This is a genomic window from Streptococcus sp. 20925_1_22 (genome assembly GCF_041431685.1).
GTDB lineage: Bacteria > Bacillota > Bacilli > Lactobacillales > Streptococcaceae > Streptococcus.
Genome location: NZ_JAPVYE010000003.1, coordinates 247194 through 264101 on the forward strand (window position 1 = coordinate 247194; position 16908 = coordinate 264101).

Below are 16908 nucleotides of genomic sequence, written 5' to 3' on the forward strand. Positions count from 1 at the left end.
ACATTTTGCCGCTTACTTATTAAAGATTGACTGTCTGAAGTCGTCTGTCTCACGAAGATAAGCATTGTAAATCTTCTTCTTGAGCAGGTTGACCCAGCTAGCATCAACACGGCTGGTAGCATTAGTAATGTTGCGTACATCCTCTGCCACTGCTTCGTCCATTAGCTTCTGCATCTCTTCATAAGAATGAATGGTTACTTTCTTAGTACTGTTTGGATTTTTAAGCTCGTACTCAATAGTGATTGGCTTGAGCTTAGTCAGCTGATCAATCCGCTCCTTATACATAGCTTTCTTGAAGGCTACCCAGGAATCATATTCACCCTTGAATACATTTTCCAAGACTTTCTGGTCAGTTACGAGACCAACATCTCTTCCGGACCATCCATCCCACGTTTTCTTACCTTCATCAAAGGCTTCCTTAGAGTACTTACCAGAAACATACGGGATAAATCCTTCATGGTAACCCTTAGCTGCTAGTAACTCATAGGCTGTACGGCGGAACATGACATCACCCGGAGCTCCATTTGGATTGCTCAAGGCTGAGTAGATTGGTGAGAAGAGGCTGAGACTGAGGTAGCCATTTCGACCGTATTTCCCACTATCCTTATTCTCCCGACGAGTGATGACATCATTTTCAATCAGAGAGTCAAAAGTCTTCAGATGCTTGATTTCCTCAGCAGTAAAGCTTCGCGTCTGGTTACCTGCATGGGTCTCCTTACCATACTTATCTGTAATATAGTAATTCTCCATCTTTCTGAACCACTGAAGTTTAGCATCATCGCTCTGCTTCAGCATAGAAGTACCTTCTAGGTAATCTAGGGTGTAGATCATGTCAAACATACCATGGACATAGTGCTGCAGGTCTTCTGCATTTTGAACGCGTTCCTTGAAGTTATATGTGTGTAGACGCGTCTTAGAGTCCTTGTCCACCTTGAAGAGAGTATTGAGAGTAATGGTTGCTTCATCTGCACTTGGAGTGGACTGTAAGAGACCGCGAGCATAAAGCTCAGCTCCCAGACCTTCGCGACGGCCATTGCCCTCAAAGTAGATGCCACCGTCAGAGTTATGGGTCATCTCATGCGTATAGACAGAGTTACCATAGTCTTCTAACAAGCGAGCGGCATCAAAGTGGGTTACACTTCCTGTAGCATAGGCATTGTAGCCCTTGCTTGGATACCACTTGCCAGCTGGTCCAAAGAACTCCTGCATAGCCAGTGATTTTTTGTCATTAGCTGGAGCCCAATATTTTTGACCATTCTTGTCAACCAATGAGAATCCATCGTAAACCAGAACAGAACGGAAGAGCTTGTCCTTGCTTTCATCGCTTAGAATCTTATACCAGAAGTCATAGTGATCGCGCTGGTATTCAGCAGTTTTTCTCACTCTGTCTTCGACAAATTCAGCTAGCTCTGCATCTGTCCGAACCCTGCCATTGGCATCAAGGCGATAACGGTCATAAGCCCCCATGGAGATGGTAGACATATTGGAGATAGCATAGACACCCTTCTCAGTCATGGTCAAGAGTGGCAAGAGCATGCCCTTGTGTTCCCAGTTATCAGCAGTAATCTTGTCGTAAACGCCGACAGAATACTTACTCTTGTCCTCAGCTGCATCCTGAAGCTGTCTCGCTTCTGCTACATCCGACTTAGCCTCAACGATGTAGGCTTTTGTATTGGTCTTGAGCCATTCATTATTGCTCTTGTCCGGCAGGAAGAGCTGACGATAGCCTTCTAAGTAGTTAAAGAGCCCTCGCTTACCAGTCGCTTCAGAGAGAGAGGTATCATAAGCCATATAGTTGTTCTTGGCTTTAAGATTATTAAAGCCTGACTGACCTAGTGAAATGATGGTATCCAGCGTTGAAGCATTATGATTTCCAAAGAAGTCAAACTTATAGGCCGACAAATCCTTAACATTGATATTGTCATAGTTGATATTATACCAACGGTTGAGATAGGTCAGACCCAACAGGAAGGCTTCCTTATTGGCTGTAATCTTCTGAGCTACATAGTCAGCCACGACATCGCCTTCAGTATTGATGGACTTGTCCATAGCCAGAACCTTGCGTAACTCTTCTGACAGCTTGGTCTTGACTTGGTCAAAGGCCGTATCTAGATAGAGATCATCCAGAGAAGTGTCAGCATTCACGCCTAAAACAGTTCGCATAGCCGGTGAGTCCAGGACAACCTGGTTCAACTCCGGCAGCACTTGATTGAGAACCCTGCTATAGTCTGATAGGAAGGCTTCTGGTGTATAAAGGAGGTCTAAGCCATTTACACTGTACTCTGCAATTGCCTTATATTTGAAATCTCCCTTATAGGTCAGATCCAGGTAGTCAACTGTATTATCCTCAAAGTGCAGCATCAAGCGGTTAATTCCGGTCTTATTGCTATTGATATCAGTGATAATCTGGTCGCCCTTCATCGGAACAACGTCCAGCAAGTACTCTGTATTGAGCTTGTGATTATCTGGAAGTTTATTTCCATAGGCAACAATGGTCTCCTTATTGTAGAATGGAAGGAGTTTTTCCATGTTAGCATAAGCTATTAAACGGTCTTCTCGAGCATTCTTTTCCAGAGCATAGTTGACAGAATAAAGGTTGAGATTCGTGTCTTCCAGCGTGGTCGTAATGTCTAGGTTAGTCAGCTTTTCTTCTGCCTCGTTCAGAGTCAGTGTCGAAGTGACAAACTTGTCATTTTCCAGTGTTTTATTTCCTTCAACAGCATAAGCTTCTGTGATACGGTTATTCTCATATCCCTGATCGCCAGAAATACTGTAAACATTTGTACCACTGACGTTACTGATAACATTATCAATCAAGCCATTGAAGTAATTGGAACCTACTACGCCACCAATCTGACCGTTCTTAGTAGAATTTTGAATCTTTCCAGCTACATAAGAACGGCTGATGCGGGCATTGTTTTCTAAACGGCCAACCAGACCGCCGAAGCGTTGGTTGTTGGCTCTAGCGCCTGCTAGAATAGTCACATCTGCCCTGCTTTGGCTAATCAAGGAGTTTCCTCCCTTAAGATTGGCAACCAAACCACCGACATTGTATTCTTTGCCCTGCTTATCATTTGATACGATAGTTCCAGTAAAGGAACTATTGGTGATTTGGGTATTGTTAGCAATAACGACCAAACCTGCCACCTGCGAAGCATTTTCTTTTACTTCTACTCTACCTTGGACAGAAACATCTGTGATTCGAGCATTTTCTGCATTGCGGGCCAGGGCAGCTGAGTCATAAGTACCAACAATATTGACCTCTTTCAGGTCCAGATTAGAAATAGAGGAACCACTCTTGAGGTTTTCAAATAAAGGCTTGGCTAGATTATAAATCGCGTACTGCTTGCCATTATGACTACCAGTCAGACTGCCTGTGAAGTTTCCTTTGAGGTAGACATAATCCGCAGGTGCCAGACTAACCTCGCTAGCATCCAAATCAGCTCCCAGAACGTAGTTGCCAGCCATATTTTGTTTCATAGCGTCTACCAAACTAGCAAAGCTAGTGTAGATATTTTGCTGACTAGGAACAGCTGCCTTACTGATATAGAAGTCATAGCCAGACTTATAGCCTGTCTCACCTTCTTGGACCAGCTCAGGCAGAGAGACTGTCACCTTATAGACATCCCTGCCATCCTTATGACTTTCCGCTATGCTGTAAACCGGCAGGAGCATTTCCTTAGATTCACTTGATTTGACTTTGACGAAGTAGGTAGACAGATCCGTAGGCATAGAGCTCATGGACACGACGCGCTTAAACTGGTCGTTTTCTTTTCTGTAAAACTCTGCCGAATCAATATCTCGGAAGGCAATCTTCTTGTATTCCAATTCAAAATTGCGGCTGTCCGTTTCAAGTTCTGTGAAGCTGCCATTATCCAGTTCATAAGTCAGCTTGGTTTTCAGGGTATAGCCTGTGTAGTAGTCTAAGTCGCCAATCTTCAGACTTCCTGCGAAATTGGTAATCGGAAGAGTGCGAACAAGCTGATCCCCCTGGTATAATTCAGCAGTCGCTGAACGGAAGGACTGGGACTGGTCTTCTAATCTATATTGGACTGTAACCGACTTGTCATCTGCATTTTCTGTCAGACTTAGAATGGAAACCGTTGGCTTGACTTTAGGCACTCCATTTAGAGCATCTTTGGCTGCTGTCAGGCTAGCAAAAGCTTGATTGACCTGCACTTGTGTGGCAGTTTGATTGTTCAGAACTACTTCTGCCTTGGCTAATTCGTCAGTATAAGATGTCTGCTTCTCTGAGTCAGCATTTTTATATTTTGGAGCTGCTTTGATAGTTGGATTTAAATCGTATTCATTTTGAAGAGCCGTTTTGACAACCTCAAGACCGCTTAACTGAGTCTTGGCTTGATTGATTTGTTCCACCAGTTGGTTGACTTCTTCTTGGCTAGCATGTGATCGGTTCAGGATTGCTTGACCTGCTGTCAAAGCAGTATCATAGCTAGATTGATGGCTCTGACTATCGTTGAAATAACGTGCCTGAGCTTTAATCTGATCCGCTTCTGCTAATAGATTGTGAAGTGGAATTAAATCGAATTCTTCTAAAGTTTCTACTTTTGGCGCATCGTTCGGTACCATGCTTGGCTTAGCCGTACCAACTTTAACAACTTGCGTTACTGGAGCTAGAGTTTCCTCGTTGGACAACTCCTGGCGGTCAACTTCTTGGCCGTTGGAGCTGTAAACTCGGGTCTTGATAGTTCGCTCGCCCTCAACACCTGGAGTGGCAATTTGACGGGCATCACGAACCAATTCGTCCGTTTCTTCTTCTCGAATGCTGAAGTTGATTTTTTCTACGCGGGTTTCGTCTGTGTAAGTCAGCGGATACTCTGGCAAAACATCTGCTTTTGGCGCATCGTTCGGTATCATATGCGGCTTAGCTGTTCCGACTTTGACAACTTGCGTCACTGGAGCGAGAGTTTCCTCATTGGACAACTCTTGGCGGTCAATTTCTTGACCATTGGAACTATAGATGCGGGTCTTGATAGTCCGCTCGCCCTGAACGCCCGGTGTTGCGATTTGGCGAGCATCTCGAACAAGTTCGTCCGTTTCTTCTTCTCGAATTGTGAAGTTGATTTTTTCTACTCGAGTTTCGTCCGTGTAAGTCAGCGGGTACTCTGGCAAAGCGTCTGCTTTTGGCGCATCACCTGGTACCATGGTTGGCTTAGCAGTTCCGACTTTAACAACTTGTGTTACTGGAGCCAAGGTTTCTTCATTGGACAACTCTTGGCGGTCGATCTCCTGACCATTGGATCTGTAAACACGGGTCTTGATTGTTCGCTCGCCTTGCACACCTGGAGTCGCGATTTGACGGGCATCACGAACTAGTTCGTCTGTCTCTTCTTCACGAATGCTGAAGTTGATTTTTTCTACACGCGTTTCGTCTGTGTATATCAGTGGATACTCTAGCAAAGCCTCTGCTTTTGGCGCATCGTTCGGTACCATGTGCGGCTTAGCAGTACCAACTTTAACAATTTGCGTTACTGGTGCTAATGTTTCCTCGTTAGAAAGCTCTTGGCGGTCGATTTCTTGACCGTTGGAGCTGTAAACACGTGTCTTAATCCTCCGCTCGCCCTGAACGCCAGGAGTCGCGATTTGACGAGCGTCTTGAGGCAATTCATCAGTATATTGCTCTTCAATATTGAAGGCGATTTTCTCTACACGCGTCTCATCCGTATAAGTCAACGGGTATTCTGGCAAAGCGTCTGCTTTTGGTGCATCATTCGGTACCATATGCGGCTTAGCTGTTCCGATTTTGACAACTTGCGTTACTGGCGCTAGAGTTTCCTCATTTGAAATTTCTTGGCGGTCAACTTCTTGACCGTTGGAACTGTAGACACGAGTCTTGATTGTTCGTTCACCCTCAACACCTGGAGTCGCAATTTGACGGGCATCCTGTGGCAACTCATCAGTGTATTGTTCCAAAATATTGAAGGCTACTTTTTCAACACGCGTTTCGTCCATGTAAGTTAATGGGTTCTCTGGAAGAGCATCGGCTTTTGGTGCAACGTTCGGTACCATATTTGGTTTAGCCGTACCAACTTTGACAACTTGCGTCACTGGGGCTAGAGTTTCCTCATTCGATAACTCCTGACGGTCAACTTCTTGACCATTGGAACTATAGACGCGAGTCTTGATTGTTCGCTCACCTTGCACGCCTGGAGTCGCGATTTGACGGGCATCACGAACCAATTCGTCCGTTTCTTCTTCACGAATGGTGAAGTTAACCTTTTCAACACGCGTTTCATCGGCATAAGTCAACTGGTACTCTGGCAAAGCGTCTGCTTTTGGCGCATCGTTCGGTACCATGTGAGACTTAGCTGTACCAACTTTGACAACTTGCGTTACTGGCGCTAGAGTTTCCTCATTTGAAAGTTCTTGGCGGTCAACTTCTTGACCGTTGGAGCTGTAGATACGGGTCTTGATAGTTCGCTCGCCCTCAACTCCTGGAATCACTATTTGACGGGTGCCTTGAATTAGCTCGTCAGTCTCTTCTTCACGAATTGTGAAGTTGATTTTTTCAACTCTAGTTTCGTCCGTGTAAGTTAGCGGGTATTCTGATAGCTCTTCTACCTTTGGTGCGTCAGCCGGAATCAGACTTGACTTACTTGTACCGACCTTAATAATTTGAGTGACTGCTGCAAGAATTTCTTCATCCGATAAAACTTGGCGATCAACCTCTTGGCCATTCGAGGTATAGATACGAGTGGTAATCGCCCGCTCGCCCTCAACTCCTGGTGTGACAATCTGGCGACTGCCTTCTGGAATCTCATCAGTATACTGTGCTTCGACGGAAAAATCTATCTTTTCTCTTCTTGTTTCATCTGTCGCAGTCAGTTCTAATTCTTGGGCTTGATGAACGGGTGCGTCATCTGGTGCTGTACCATAAGTTGTTAGTTCCGGAACTTCTTGGACTGGAGCGGTATCTGGTGCAATGCCAAAAGTCGTTGACTCAGGCACTTCTTGAACCGGTGCAGTATCGGGCGTTGTGCCATACGTTGTCAATTCTTGGACTTCTTGTACTGGAGCGGTGTCTGGTGCAGTGCCATAAGTCGTTAGCTCAGGCACTTCTTGAACCGGTGCAGTATCGGACGTTGTACCATAGGTCGTCAATTCGGGAACTTCATTCACAGGCGCAGTATCTGGTGCGGTGCCATAGCTGGTAAGCTCTGGGACTTCTTGAACTGGCGCTTCTTTTGGAACAGATTTGACTGCAGTAGTTCCAACCAACACAATTTCCGAAACTGGCTCTGCAGTTACCTGGTCTGAAACCACTTCGCTTTTTACAATTTCTTTACCTGCAATATAATTGCGAGTGACAACAGTACGTGTACCAGCGACACCTGCGCGAATGACCTGAGATTGCCCCTCTGCGAGCTCATTTGAATATTGGTATTCTGTTTGATAAGGCAGGACTTGGGTTTGGCTGCTTTCTTGGCTCTTGAATTCCAGTTCTGGTACTTCAGTAACTGGAGAAAGCCGAGCAAATTCGCGTTCTTTGGCAGCAATAATCTCTTTTTCTTGCTCTGTCAGTTTCTCTGTTTCAGTAGATACCGGCTTGTTGGCAGTACTCAGATTCCCAGAAAGACTAGCAAATTTACCTGCCTGCTGATCGACTTCAACAGCTGATAAGTCCTTTTGTGCCGTAGGAAGCTGATGACTTCCTGCTGCGTTCTCCTTGCCTTGTTCACCGCTTTTTAGATAGCCGACATACTCAAAACCAGCAATCTCTAAAGGCTCCGGCAGCTTATCTCCCACTGTCAAATTCAGCCTTTGATTGTAGGCGGCTAATTCAATATTGGTCACTGCAAATACAGAAGGAGCTAGGAGAATAGATCCTAGACCCGTCACCAGCAAAATAGAAGACAGGTATCGCTTACCATTTCTACCTCGTGCAATTACTAAAACTGCTAAAGTCAGTCCAGCAGCCGCAAATGTCGCTTCCCACAGACTTGAGTAGCCCGTCTTTGGCAAACTTTTTGCCGAAAGCCCCTGGGTCTTTGGACGGTAAACCAGGTAATAAGTATCAGAGTTTTCTTCCACAAACTTTGGAAGCTCCTTAACAACTGCATTCTTCTCAGCTTCAGTCAGTTCAGACTCTACTACGTAGTGATACTGAACTGGAACGGTTTTGCCGGCTGAGACTTCTGCAGCCTCAGCCGTGCTTATATTTCCCCCTATGGCGGTACTCAAAAAGAAGCTTCCGATAGTGGCGGAAACCAATCCTACTGATAACTTTCTAAAAGAATAGCGCTGGAGCGTATCACCAGTGATTCTTTTTTCCATAATAATTCCCTTTTCTCCATATAATAATCTCTTAAAATTTTACAGAATTTCCTACAAAAATTCAATGCTTTTGCTTAAAAATATATCTTTGAAAGCTGAAATCATCATGTTTTTGAACAACCTGAAAATAGTGTTCATTTTTAACTAAAAAAACAAATCTTCGGTTAGAAAATTTGCTTTTTAAACTATGATTTGCTTTGTTAGCTAAGAGTTTAAATCCAATTCAAAGAGGCCGTACTCATGCTTGTCCCCTTGCAGTTCTGCCGCATAGTGGCGCGTGACGGTTTTTTGATGAATCAAGGCACCGATAGCTGAAGCCTGTCGCTTCTGTGCTTCTTTAAAAATCGGATAAGCCAAGGCAGAGCCTAACCCCAAGAATTGCTCATCTACTCCTAGATACATAATCGTATAACGTTTTGGAAAACGCTTGGTCCAAAAAAGCTTGGCTAGGTTAAGAGGAGTCAGTTTTTGATAAACCAGAGAACCGTAGTCTGGCATGGCAATCAGAAAACCAGCTAGCTTGTCCTCCTTATAGGCCAGCTTAACCATAGAAAAATCAAGAATATACTGGTATTTTTGAAAAATCTGACTGAACTGCTGACTAGAAATAGACCGATAAATCGGAAAATCTTGATAGAGACGATTGAGAAGCTCAAAAACCTGCAGCGAGGCTTCTTCCCAGTCCTTCTTTTTGGGAGAGCAAATGGTGAAACCAGCTTCTTCAAAAGACTCAAAGCGATGAGCCAGCTTGTCCTGATGAGTTTGATTGCTGACCTTGGGATAAAAATTGGACAGATAGAGTTCTTTGATCTCAAAACCAGCAGCCTGCCATAGCTCAGGATAATAGGCTGGATTATGAGGCTCCCCTGTAAAAGGAAGCTCCTCTGTTCCAGTCAGCTGCATTCGATAGCCCAGCCAAAAACTTGCTTGTACGGGGCCGATTATCTTAATCGCTCCGAGACTGCGAGCAAAACCTGCTAAATGCTCGATAAAAGCAGATGCAATCTGTTGATCATTAATCGACTCGAAAAATCCCAAGTAAGCAGCCTCATCATCTGGATAGAAGGTCAGGATGCCTCGAATACAAGGTCGACTGTCCACATAGCCAACAAAGGCATAGGTTTCTAAGTCAGAACTCAGCGGGTGACTGCCCTCAATCAAAGCCATCTCTTCCTCTTCCGACTGCATGAGGTGGTCTGACTGGTAAATCTGCTTGGGCAGAGCTAGAAAATCATCCAGCTCTGTCGTATTGGGTTTGACTGGTTTAATTTCCAGCATGGTCTTCCTCCTTGATTAGTCGAATCTTGCCAGTAAGGCCATCCATCTCAATCCAGTCGCCATTTTGCAGCTGGCTGCAGGCACCTCTGACATTGACAATGGAAGGAATACCTAGCTCGCGGGAAATAATGGCCGTGTGCGAGAGCAAAGACCCCTGCTCGGCAATGACACCCTTGGCTTGGGTCAGAAGATAGACCCAGCCCGGATCGGTCATCTTGGTCACGATAATCCGGTCCTGAGCAGACTCAATCTCCTGCACATCTTCCACGACCAAAACCTGAGCCTTGACGCAGCCAGGTGAGCAGCCAATCCCTTGTAAGGCTTGATTGCCCGTATTATGACTGCTGGTACGGTTTTGCGGTTTCAGATATTTCTCAAAGACCTGTCCAGCAAAAACGTAGCGACTAAAGGTTGGCAGCTCCTTATCAGCCTCCAACTTCTCTCGACGCTCGGCTATCAAGCCGCTAACATCTCTGGGTTTTCTGGTCAGCTCAAACAATTCTTCCTTTGTCAGGTAAAAAACATCGTCAGGCGTAGCCAGCAGTCCTTGCTCGGCTAATTGCTGCCCAAGCGTTCGGAAAATCTGTCGCATCATGCCATAGATTCGTGTGCGGTTTAAGCGGGAGCTCTCCCGATATTTAACACCAGTCATGGCTCGCTTGCGAAGAAAATTCGTCCACCAGCCTGATTTTTGCTCAACTTCTTCAAGTTTCTGAGGGGCCAACTTTTTCTCCTCTTGTTGGTACATTTGCAGCAGGAGCTTGAACAGACGCTCTGGGTGCGTTCGGAAGGTTGGTGTTTCTAACTTCAACTCTTCCGGAGCTCGGTCACCAAATTCATGGATAAAATGAGTAATTTCTTGGACCAAAGGATGATGGCGACTTAGAAAAACTGCTGGACTTTCAGTTTCCATAGCCTGTCTAATCTCTGCATTTTCTTCTGCTTTCAGCTGAGCTGTTAAAGCCTGCAGAGCCAAAGCCGGTCTCATGCTTTCAATCTGCTCAATTCCCGCAATCTCAGCCTGAACCGCTCCGCCGCGCCGCGACTTCTTCAGGAGTCCAGTATAGACAAAAGCATAGAGGTCATTGACCAGTGTAATGTCCCAGTGAGCCAGAATATCCTCTTTCAGCTTGCTGACCAAGCCAATCAAGGTCTCCGCATCTGCATCGGGAGAAAAGCTCGCTTCGTATTGGCGCTGAATCTGGGCGAACTGCTCTTCCAATTGCCTCATTTGTTTGGGTGCCGTCCAAAACTCTCGGATGATTCGGAGCATGATTTGCAGGCGTTTGAAAGCAGACAGGTGCACTGGCATCTGAGGCACCTCTGTCTCTCTCACTCCCAGCATATCCTGCCAGATAGGAATGATTTTCTTAGAAAAAGGCAGAAGCTGCAAGAGCTGATACCAGCTCTGGATCTGGTAATAAACCCGACTGTTGACTGGTTGTAGCATATTTTGAAATGTGGATTCATAAGCTGCCAATTCAGGGGCATTCTTGCCAACCAATCGCTGGGCCAGACTGCGGAAAATGCTAGCATAGGCCTCCTGGATAAAGCTAATGGTCAAAGGACTAGAAACGCCCGGATAGCTCTCGACAATGTTGCTGTTATCCAGAATAATCTGCTGGCCTTCTAGCAAGGTAGTAATAGGTCGTGCTTGCAAAAGATAGAGCTGGCCATTTGCGAAGGTAAACTCCATATCCATATAAGGTCCGAAAAGCTGACTTACCTGACCAGCCAAGGCCTGTAAGTCCTCGAGTTGTTCCTGTGATAATTCTGGTGAGTCCTCCGTCTGCTCAGTATAAAAGAGCTGGTCCTTGGGATGGAGCGTCACCATGGTTGTAGGAATCTTATCCTCGACAACCTTATTGCCCAAGCCCCGACCGATGACAATGATGTGCTCGTTCAGAATGCCCTTGGGATTAGCTGTGAAGTAAATCCCAGACAGTTCTCCCTCCTGCATGACCTGAACAAGGCAAATCATCTGTGCCTGCTTCAAGGATAGTCCCTGCTCAAATAGATAACTAAGAGCCGACTCCTGATAAAGAGAGAGCAAAGTCGCTTGGACGGCTTCTTTAAGCCCCTCTGGCTTCACATTGAGCTGGCTCTCAAACTGACCGGCAAAGGATGAAGCCTTCCCATCCTCAATGGTTGCTGATGAGCGAACCGCAAAGCGACAGTCTGTCTGAGAAAACTCCTGATGAATCCAGTTTTCTGCTGCTGTCAGATCTTCTTGCGCAAACTGCTCTTTAGCCCAATCCTGAAATTGCTGACTGAGTTGGGACAATTCCAACTCTCCGGACCGATAGGCTACTTCCATCTGCTCCAAGTCAGCAGAGCTGGCAGATTCTTGAAAAAAGTCAAAAGCAAATACTGCAAAGTCAGGAACCGGCAAACCAGCAGCCTGCATTTTCAGCAAATGATAGGCCTTGCCTCCGACCTGGTCAAGCCCTGTCTGCTTGATTCTTTTCATCAAAGTACCCCCATCAAGAGATAAACAGCAACGGACAGAACCATTGTCGTCTCTGTGATATAAGTATAACGCTCCACCCGCTCCCGGATATTAAAGCGAGTCGGATCCTTGATAAACTGCTCAAACTGGACGGTCATCCAAATGACATTCAGCACCAAGATTACCACTCCAACATGGGAAATATTCCAGAGAAGGGCAAAATTGGTCAAGATATCCAGCAGAGTCACCACCTCGATAAAGCGAGTAGCTTTTTTGTAGCCAAAAAGCTTAGAATAGGTCACATACTCTGTCTCGTCTTTTGGCGCTCGAATCTTGCGGCAGACTTCCCAGATCAGACTTGGGAAATACATGGTAAAGGCCAGCAAGACAGTCGGCAGGGACAAGAGAGGCAGATTGTACTTGTAGCAGACAAAGGAAATAGTATAAAGATTCAAAATCATCATGACCGGATTATGGGTTACTAGAGCCAGTGGCAGAGAATTTTGAATCTTATCACGCTTAAAGAACCAGAAGGACATGAGAGTTCCGTAGATGTAGAGAAAGAGGAACCAGCCGATATTGTTCATAAAGAGGATATTGAGAAGTACAGATACAGCTACGATAAAGCTGAGGGCAATAGCCAGGTCCTTCTTTTTCACCCGGCCAGATGGCAGAGCCCGATGAGGAAAGAGGCGTCTGTCGGTCTCATAGTCCTTGAAATCATCCGCGATCCGCAGAATCATCAGAAAGACGAAAATGGTAAAAATTCCGATCAACTCCTGATGGTCAAAGCGAAACTTGGTCACTCCGTCATTGAGCAAGAGGACAAAATAAATCTCAAAAAACATGATAGCAGCCACAAAAAAACGCGGCAGCAAGGGAAACATTTCCTTATAATAAACAGCTAATCGTTTAAACATAGCTTTTCTCCAATCTTTTCACCCATTTGAATCTGGGTTTCTATTCCAAGGTCTGAGTAAGTCAGGATATCCTGATCCAAGCGAATCGTGCATGCTGGATAGAGGACAAGAATGGTTGAGCCGCCCAGACCAAAGCAGCCCTTCTCCTGTCCCCTGACCAAATGCTCCTGACTGTGATTGTATATTCTTCCGACCAAGAGAGCCCCTACTTCCATCTGCAGGACAGGTCCTAGGTCGGTATCTAAAAGACAGTATTCTCTTTTATTTTCCTTGTAAATCAAGCGCCGCTTCTGGGCTACCTGCCTGACCGTATGGAGGCGTCCCTTGATTTTTCGTCTTCGGGTAATTCTGCCGGATTCAGCCGCCAGATAGCGGTGCAGGTCTTCTACTCCCAAGCGATAGACCAGCGCTGTTCCGCCAGTGAACAGCTGAGCTAACTCTTCATCCAACAGTAAGTCAGCTAGCCTGTATGTCTGACCCTTTATCGTCAGCTGCAAGTCCTGACTAATGGTAAAAGCCTCCAGCTTGGCATCTGTCACAGCCAGTACTTGACTGTCAGGACAGACCGGACGTAGAGCGGGCTTGATTTTCCTCTGGAAGAAAGCCGCGAAGCTAGGATAGGGGCTATCTTCATAGTCAGCCAGATTCAGCTGATAATTTTCAACAAAAGCTGCTATTTTCTTGCGAGAAAAAGGAGTGTAGTCTTTCAAAGTCAGAAGATAAGACAGGCTAGGTCGGGTCAAGAAAGGCAACAAGATGCGGCCCCAAGCAGTACCATAAAGCTTGTCTAATAGACCCGCCTTGTATTCTGTCGGTTCAACTACTTGGCCAGTCCTTCTCTGATAGACCTTAACCATGCGGGAGAACCCCCAGACCAATCAGACTTGTAACAGCTAAAATCGCAAAGACCAGATAGGCCAGCTTATTGGGCTTGGGAATCCGGCAGTTGTAAACAAATAAGAAGGTCAGCAAAAGAGACAAGCCCAGCCATACCCAAGCAAAGAGACCAGGCGCTATCCATTGACAGACCAGATAGGTCAGAGGGAAAAAGAGGGCGCTGTAAGTCACGGGCAAGCCGATAAAATAAGAGCCAGATCCTTCATCATGTTTGGCCAAGCGATTAAAATGAGCCAAGCGCGTAACTGCAGCTAAGACATAGAGGACAGCCAAGATGATATTGGCCGCTCCCAAGGGCAGCTGAGTCATGAGGAGAACAGCCGGAAGAGACGCAAAGCTAATCATGTCGCAGAGCGAATCAATCTCAATACCGAAGCGCTTCTGACTTTCAGTCCGCTTCATCCGTCGCGCCACGACACCGTCAAAGAGGTCACAGATACCGCTAACGATAAAAGCCATCATGGCTAGCCGCAGCTGGGACTGAATGATGGCATAGACTGCCAACAGTGCAAAAGTGGCGCCCATATAGGTTAGGATAACAGATTTGTCGTATTCACCGATAAACAAAGGTTCATTCTTCTTCATGAATTCTTATTTCTCCTCTTCTTCCATCTAAAGTAACCAGCATGCCAGTTTCTAGCAGCTGAGTCGCATTCTTGGCGCAGACCAGAGCTGGAATCCCGCATTCCCGAGCGACAATAGATGCATGACAGAGAACCCCGCCATACTCTGTCACAAGGCCACCTAGAATACCGAAAACATAGCTCCAGCCCGTATCTGTATAGCGAGTGACAAGAATTTCTCCCGGTTCAATCGTCTCAATATCAGCCAAATCCAAGAGGACTCGAACCCGACCGGTCACCTGACCACTGCTGGCTGGCATTCCCGTCAGCAAGGCCTGACTCTCATGGGCTACCTCTTCCAGGCTCATCTCTTTGTCAGTCAAATCACCCACTGGCTCAAAATTCCGATAGGCCTGGCAATAATGCTGATTATCAGCCGCTTCTTCTTGAAGTTGGTCTGCAGTCTTTTGCCCTTCCATAAAGGAAGTCAGACTTTCTTTCTTAATGTAAAAAACATCTTGAGAAACTTTCAGAAAGCCTCGCTTTTCATAGGCTCGGCCGAGTTTAAGGCTAATCTGACGAATGAGGTGGTAATAGCGCGTGGAAATATCCTTGAACTCCTCTCGCCACCAGAGCAATTTCCGCAAGTCTTGACTGATTTTTTCTATCTTTTTCTGCTTAGCTCGAGATAGATGGGCAAGATCCAGTTCAGACTCTGAGACAGGACTGAGCGAAGCTTTGGCCGCTTGGTAATACGCTGAATCAGCAACCAACTGCTGAACCGCTGTCATAACCTGATAAGCATCTTCTTCATAGCTAGCCACTCGCAAGTCCAGCTCCCGAGCCGAGTGATAGCCAAAGTCCTTTTGGAAATCCTGAATCTTGATAAAATCAGCTCGCTCAGGATATTGTGCTGCCAGTCCCTGCAACTCTTCCACCGATAGCTTCAACCAGTCGTCTGTCAGTTTCTCGTCTGCCAAAACAAGATCCGCAGCTTCCAGCATTTCAGCTAAAAGCTTGGTATGTGAAACATTTCCTAACTTGGCAATCAGTTGGAAAAATTCATCGACCGTCAGCCATTTAAGCAGACTGGTCTTTTTCATAGACAGCTGGACCGTATTGATGTAGGCCTGCCAGAAATAAGTTCCCTCACTGTCTAAATAAGCCTGATTTAGCACTAACTGCCAAAGACTCTCGACCTGATGCAGCAGGCTTTGGTCGTTCAGTTCTTTGATTTCTTGATTCAGGCGGGTAAATTGCTGACGCAGCTCTTGCAGCTTGTCTGGCGCCTGATGCAGAAAAGTCTTAGTTACTTTTTGCGTTTTTAAGGCTACCCGCAGGAAATTTAAGAGCAAGGCTGGACTTAATTTGCTGGTAAAACCTTGACCTTGGTAGTCTTTATTAACTCCCAGCTCATCATCAAAGTCTCGCTCAATATAGCCCGGAATCTGCTCCATACCTTGCTTGACCACGCCTAAGTTCCAGAAAGGCCGAGCATAATGGAGACGCATCAGTGGAGGCATCACACCTTCAGGCTCTAGTCCAATTGCCAGCAAAAAGCTAGAAAGGGCCTCTTGCCAAGAATGGCGGTAAAGGCTCCACATCAGGTTGGGACAGGGCTGAGCCGCCACGCCTCCATCCCGAAAATTTGCTGTCGTCCAGCGACCACTGTCGATTTTGGTTGGTACTGTCGTGATGGGCCGAGCCTGCAGCAGATAGACTTGCTCTTGGACAGCACACCACTCAATATCCATCGGCCGACCAAAATACGCCACAATCTGCAAAACTTGCTCGTGCAGCTTCTGCAAGACTGCCAGAGGCATTTCAACTTTTTCAAACTGGCTCCAGTCTGGCCTGTACCAAGGAAGAGTCAGCTGCAAAGGATTAACTTGACCGCTAACCAAGCTCTCAGTCGAGCCTTTTACATACTCCAATAGCATGGTCTGGTCTTGATTAGTCGCTACGTCTAGGGAAAAACAGACACCGCTGAAGTCAGGCTCTATCTGCTCCTGAATCAGCACAGCCATAGCAAAATCCTGCTCGGCCAAGCCTTGTCGTTGCCAATAGGCTAGCGCCTCTGGGTTGAAAAGAGAAAGCAGACAAGAACGGATGCCCTACTCAATTTCTGACAGTGTCCGGCAGTTGCCAATCGAGTCATATTGACCGGCAAATGACATGGCCTGTCCGTCTTCTAAGAGGGCACTGCTGCGAACGATATAGGCTTGATTTTCCTGACAAAAATCTGCTAACTCCTGTAGCCAAGCTGACTCCAAGGGATACTGCTGCAAACGCTTCGCAATTTCCTCTTTGCCAAGTTCGATTAATTCTTTAAGTCCCTCTTTTGAGTATTCTGGCAGAGCTGCTCTTAGCCAATCCATTACTTGGTCCGCAGGCAAAATCAAACCCTTAGGAACCGAAAACCCCAGTTGACAGAGGTTGATTAACTGATTGATTTTACCGCCATAGACGGCCGAAGGCTCCTTTTCCAGCCATAGTTCTTTCATCA

At 46.2% G+C, this 16908-nt stretch carries 6 protein-coding genes and 1 pseudogene; all 7 read right to left on the minus strand.

Annotation, left to right across the window (positions count from 1 at the left end):
* Positions 1 to 12 precede the first annotated feature (12 nt).
* The 7 genes and pseudogenes from O3621_RS05610 to O3621_RS05640 all read right to left on the minus strand — a co-directional run bounded on the left by O3621_RS05610 (position 13) and on the right by O3621_RS05640 (position 16906).
* The gene (locus O3621_RS05610) at positions 13 to 8295 is read right to left on the minus strand and encodes a ZmpA/ZmpB/ZmpC family metallo-endopeptidase (protein ID WP_371513877.1); all 8283 of its coding nucleotides are present in this window, start codon (positions 8293 to 8295) and stop codon (positions 13 to 15) included.
* A 204-nt stretch (positions 8296 to 8499) separates the two neighbouring features.
* Positions 8500 to 9573, minus strand: a complete 1074-nt coding sequence (locus tag O3621_RS05615) for a hypothetical protein (protein ID WP_002900508.1) — start codon at positions 9571 to 9573, stop codon at positions 8500 to 8502.
* Entirely contained in the window at positions 9560 to 12043 is a 2484-nt protein-coding gene (locus O3621_RS05620; protein ID WP_002900510.1) for a phosphoenolpyruvate synthase, read from the minus strand. The genes O3621_RS05615 and O3621_RS05620 overlap by 14 nt, the downstream gene beginning before the upstream one ends.
* Positions 12043 to 12942: a UbiA family prenyltransferase gene (locus O3621_RS05625; RefSeq protein ID WP_002900511.1), complete on the minus strand. Its 900-nt coding sequence runs from the start codon at positions 12940 to 12942 to the stop codon at positions 12043 to 12045. The genes O3621_RS05620 and O3621_RS05625 overlap by 1 nt, the downstream gene beginning before the upstream one ends.
* On the minus strand, positions 12927 to 13799 hold the full coding sequence (locus O3621_RS05630; RefSeq protein WP_002900512.1) for a phosphatidylserine decarboxylase: 873 nt from the start codon (positions 13797 to 13799) through the stop codon (positions 12927 to 12929). The genes O3621_RS05625 and O3621_RS05630 overlap by 16 nt, the downstream gene beginning before the upstream one ends.
* Positions 13792 to 14424: a phosphatidylcholine/phosphatidylserine synthase gene (locus O3621_RS05635; RefSeq protein WP_002909902.1), complete on the minus strand. Its 633-nt coding sequence runs from the start codon at positions 14422 to 14424 to the stop codon at positions 13792 to 13794. The genes O3621_RS05630 and O3621_RS05635 overlap by 8 nt, the downstream gene beginning before the upstream one ends.
* Positions 14411 to 16906, minus strand: a pseudogene (locus O3621_RS05640) (PEP/pyruvate-binding domain-containing protein). Before O3621_RS05640 ends, O3621_RS05635 begins: the two are co-directional and overlap by 14 nt.
* Positions 16907 to 16908 lie beyond the last annotated feature (2 nt).

Bases quoted from the DNA above. Each gene is read 5' to 3' on its own strand.
- O3621_RS05610 (WP_371513877.1), bottom strand. From the start codon at position 8,295: ATGGAAAAAAGAATCACTGGTGATACGCTCCAGCGCTATTCTTTTAGA.
- O3621_RS05635 (WP_002909902.1), bottom strand. From the start codon at position 14,424: ATGAAGAAGAATGAACCTTTGTTTATCGGTGAATACGACAAATCTGTT.
- O3621_RS05615 (WP_002900508.1), bottom strand. From the start codon at position 9,573: ATGCTGGAAATTAAACCAGTCAAACCCAATACGACAGAGCTGGATGAT.
- O3621_RS05625 (WP_002900511.1), bottom strand. From the start codon at position 12,942: ATGTTTAAACGATTAGCTGTTTATTATAAGGAAATGTTTCCCTTGCTG.
- O3621_RS05620 (WP_002900510.1), bottom strand. From the start codon at position 12,043: ATGAAAAGAATCAAGCAGACAGGGCTTGACCAGGTCGGAGGCAAGGCC.
- O3621_RS05630 (WP_002900512.1), bottom strand. From the start codon at position 13,799: ATGGTTAAGGTCTATCAGAGAAGGACTGGCCAAGTAGTTGAACCGACA.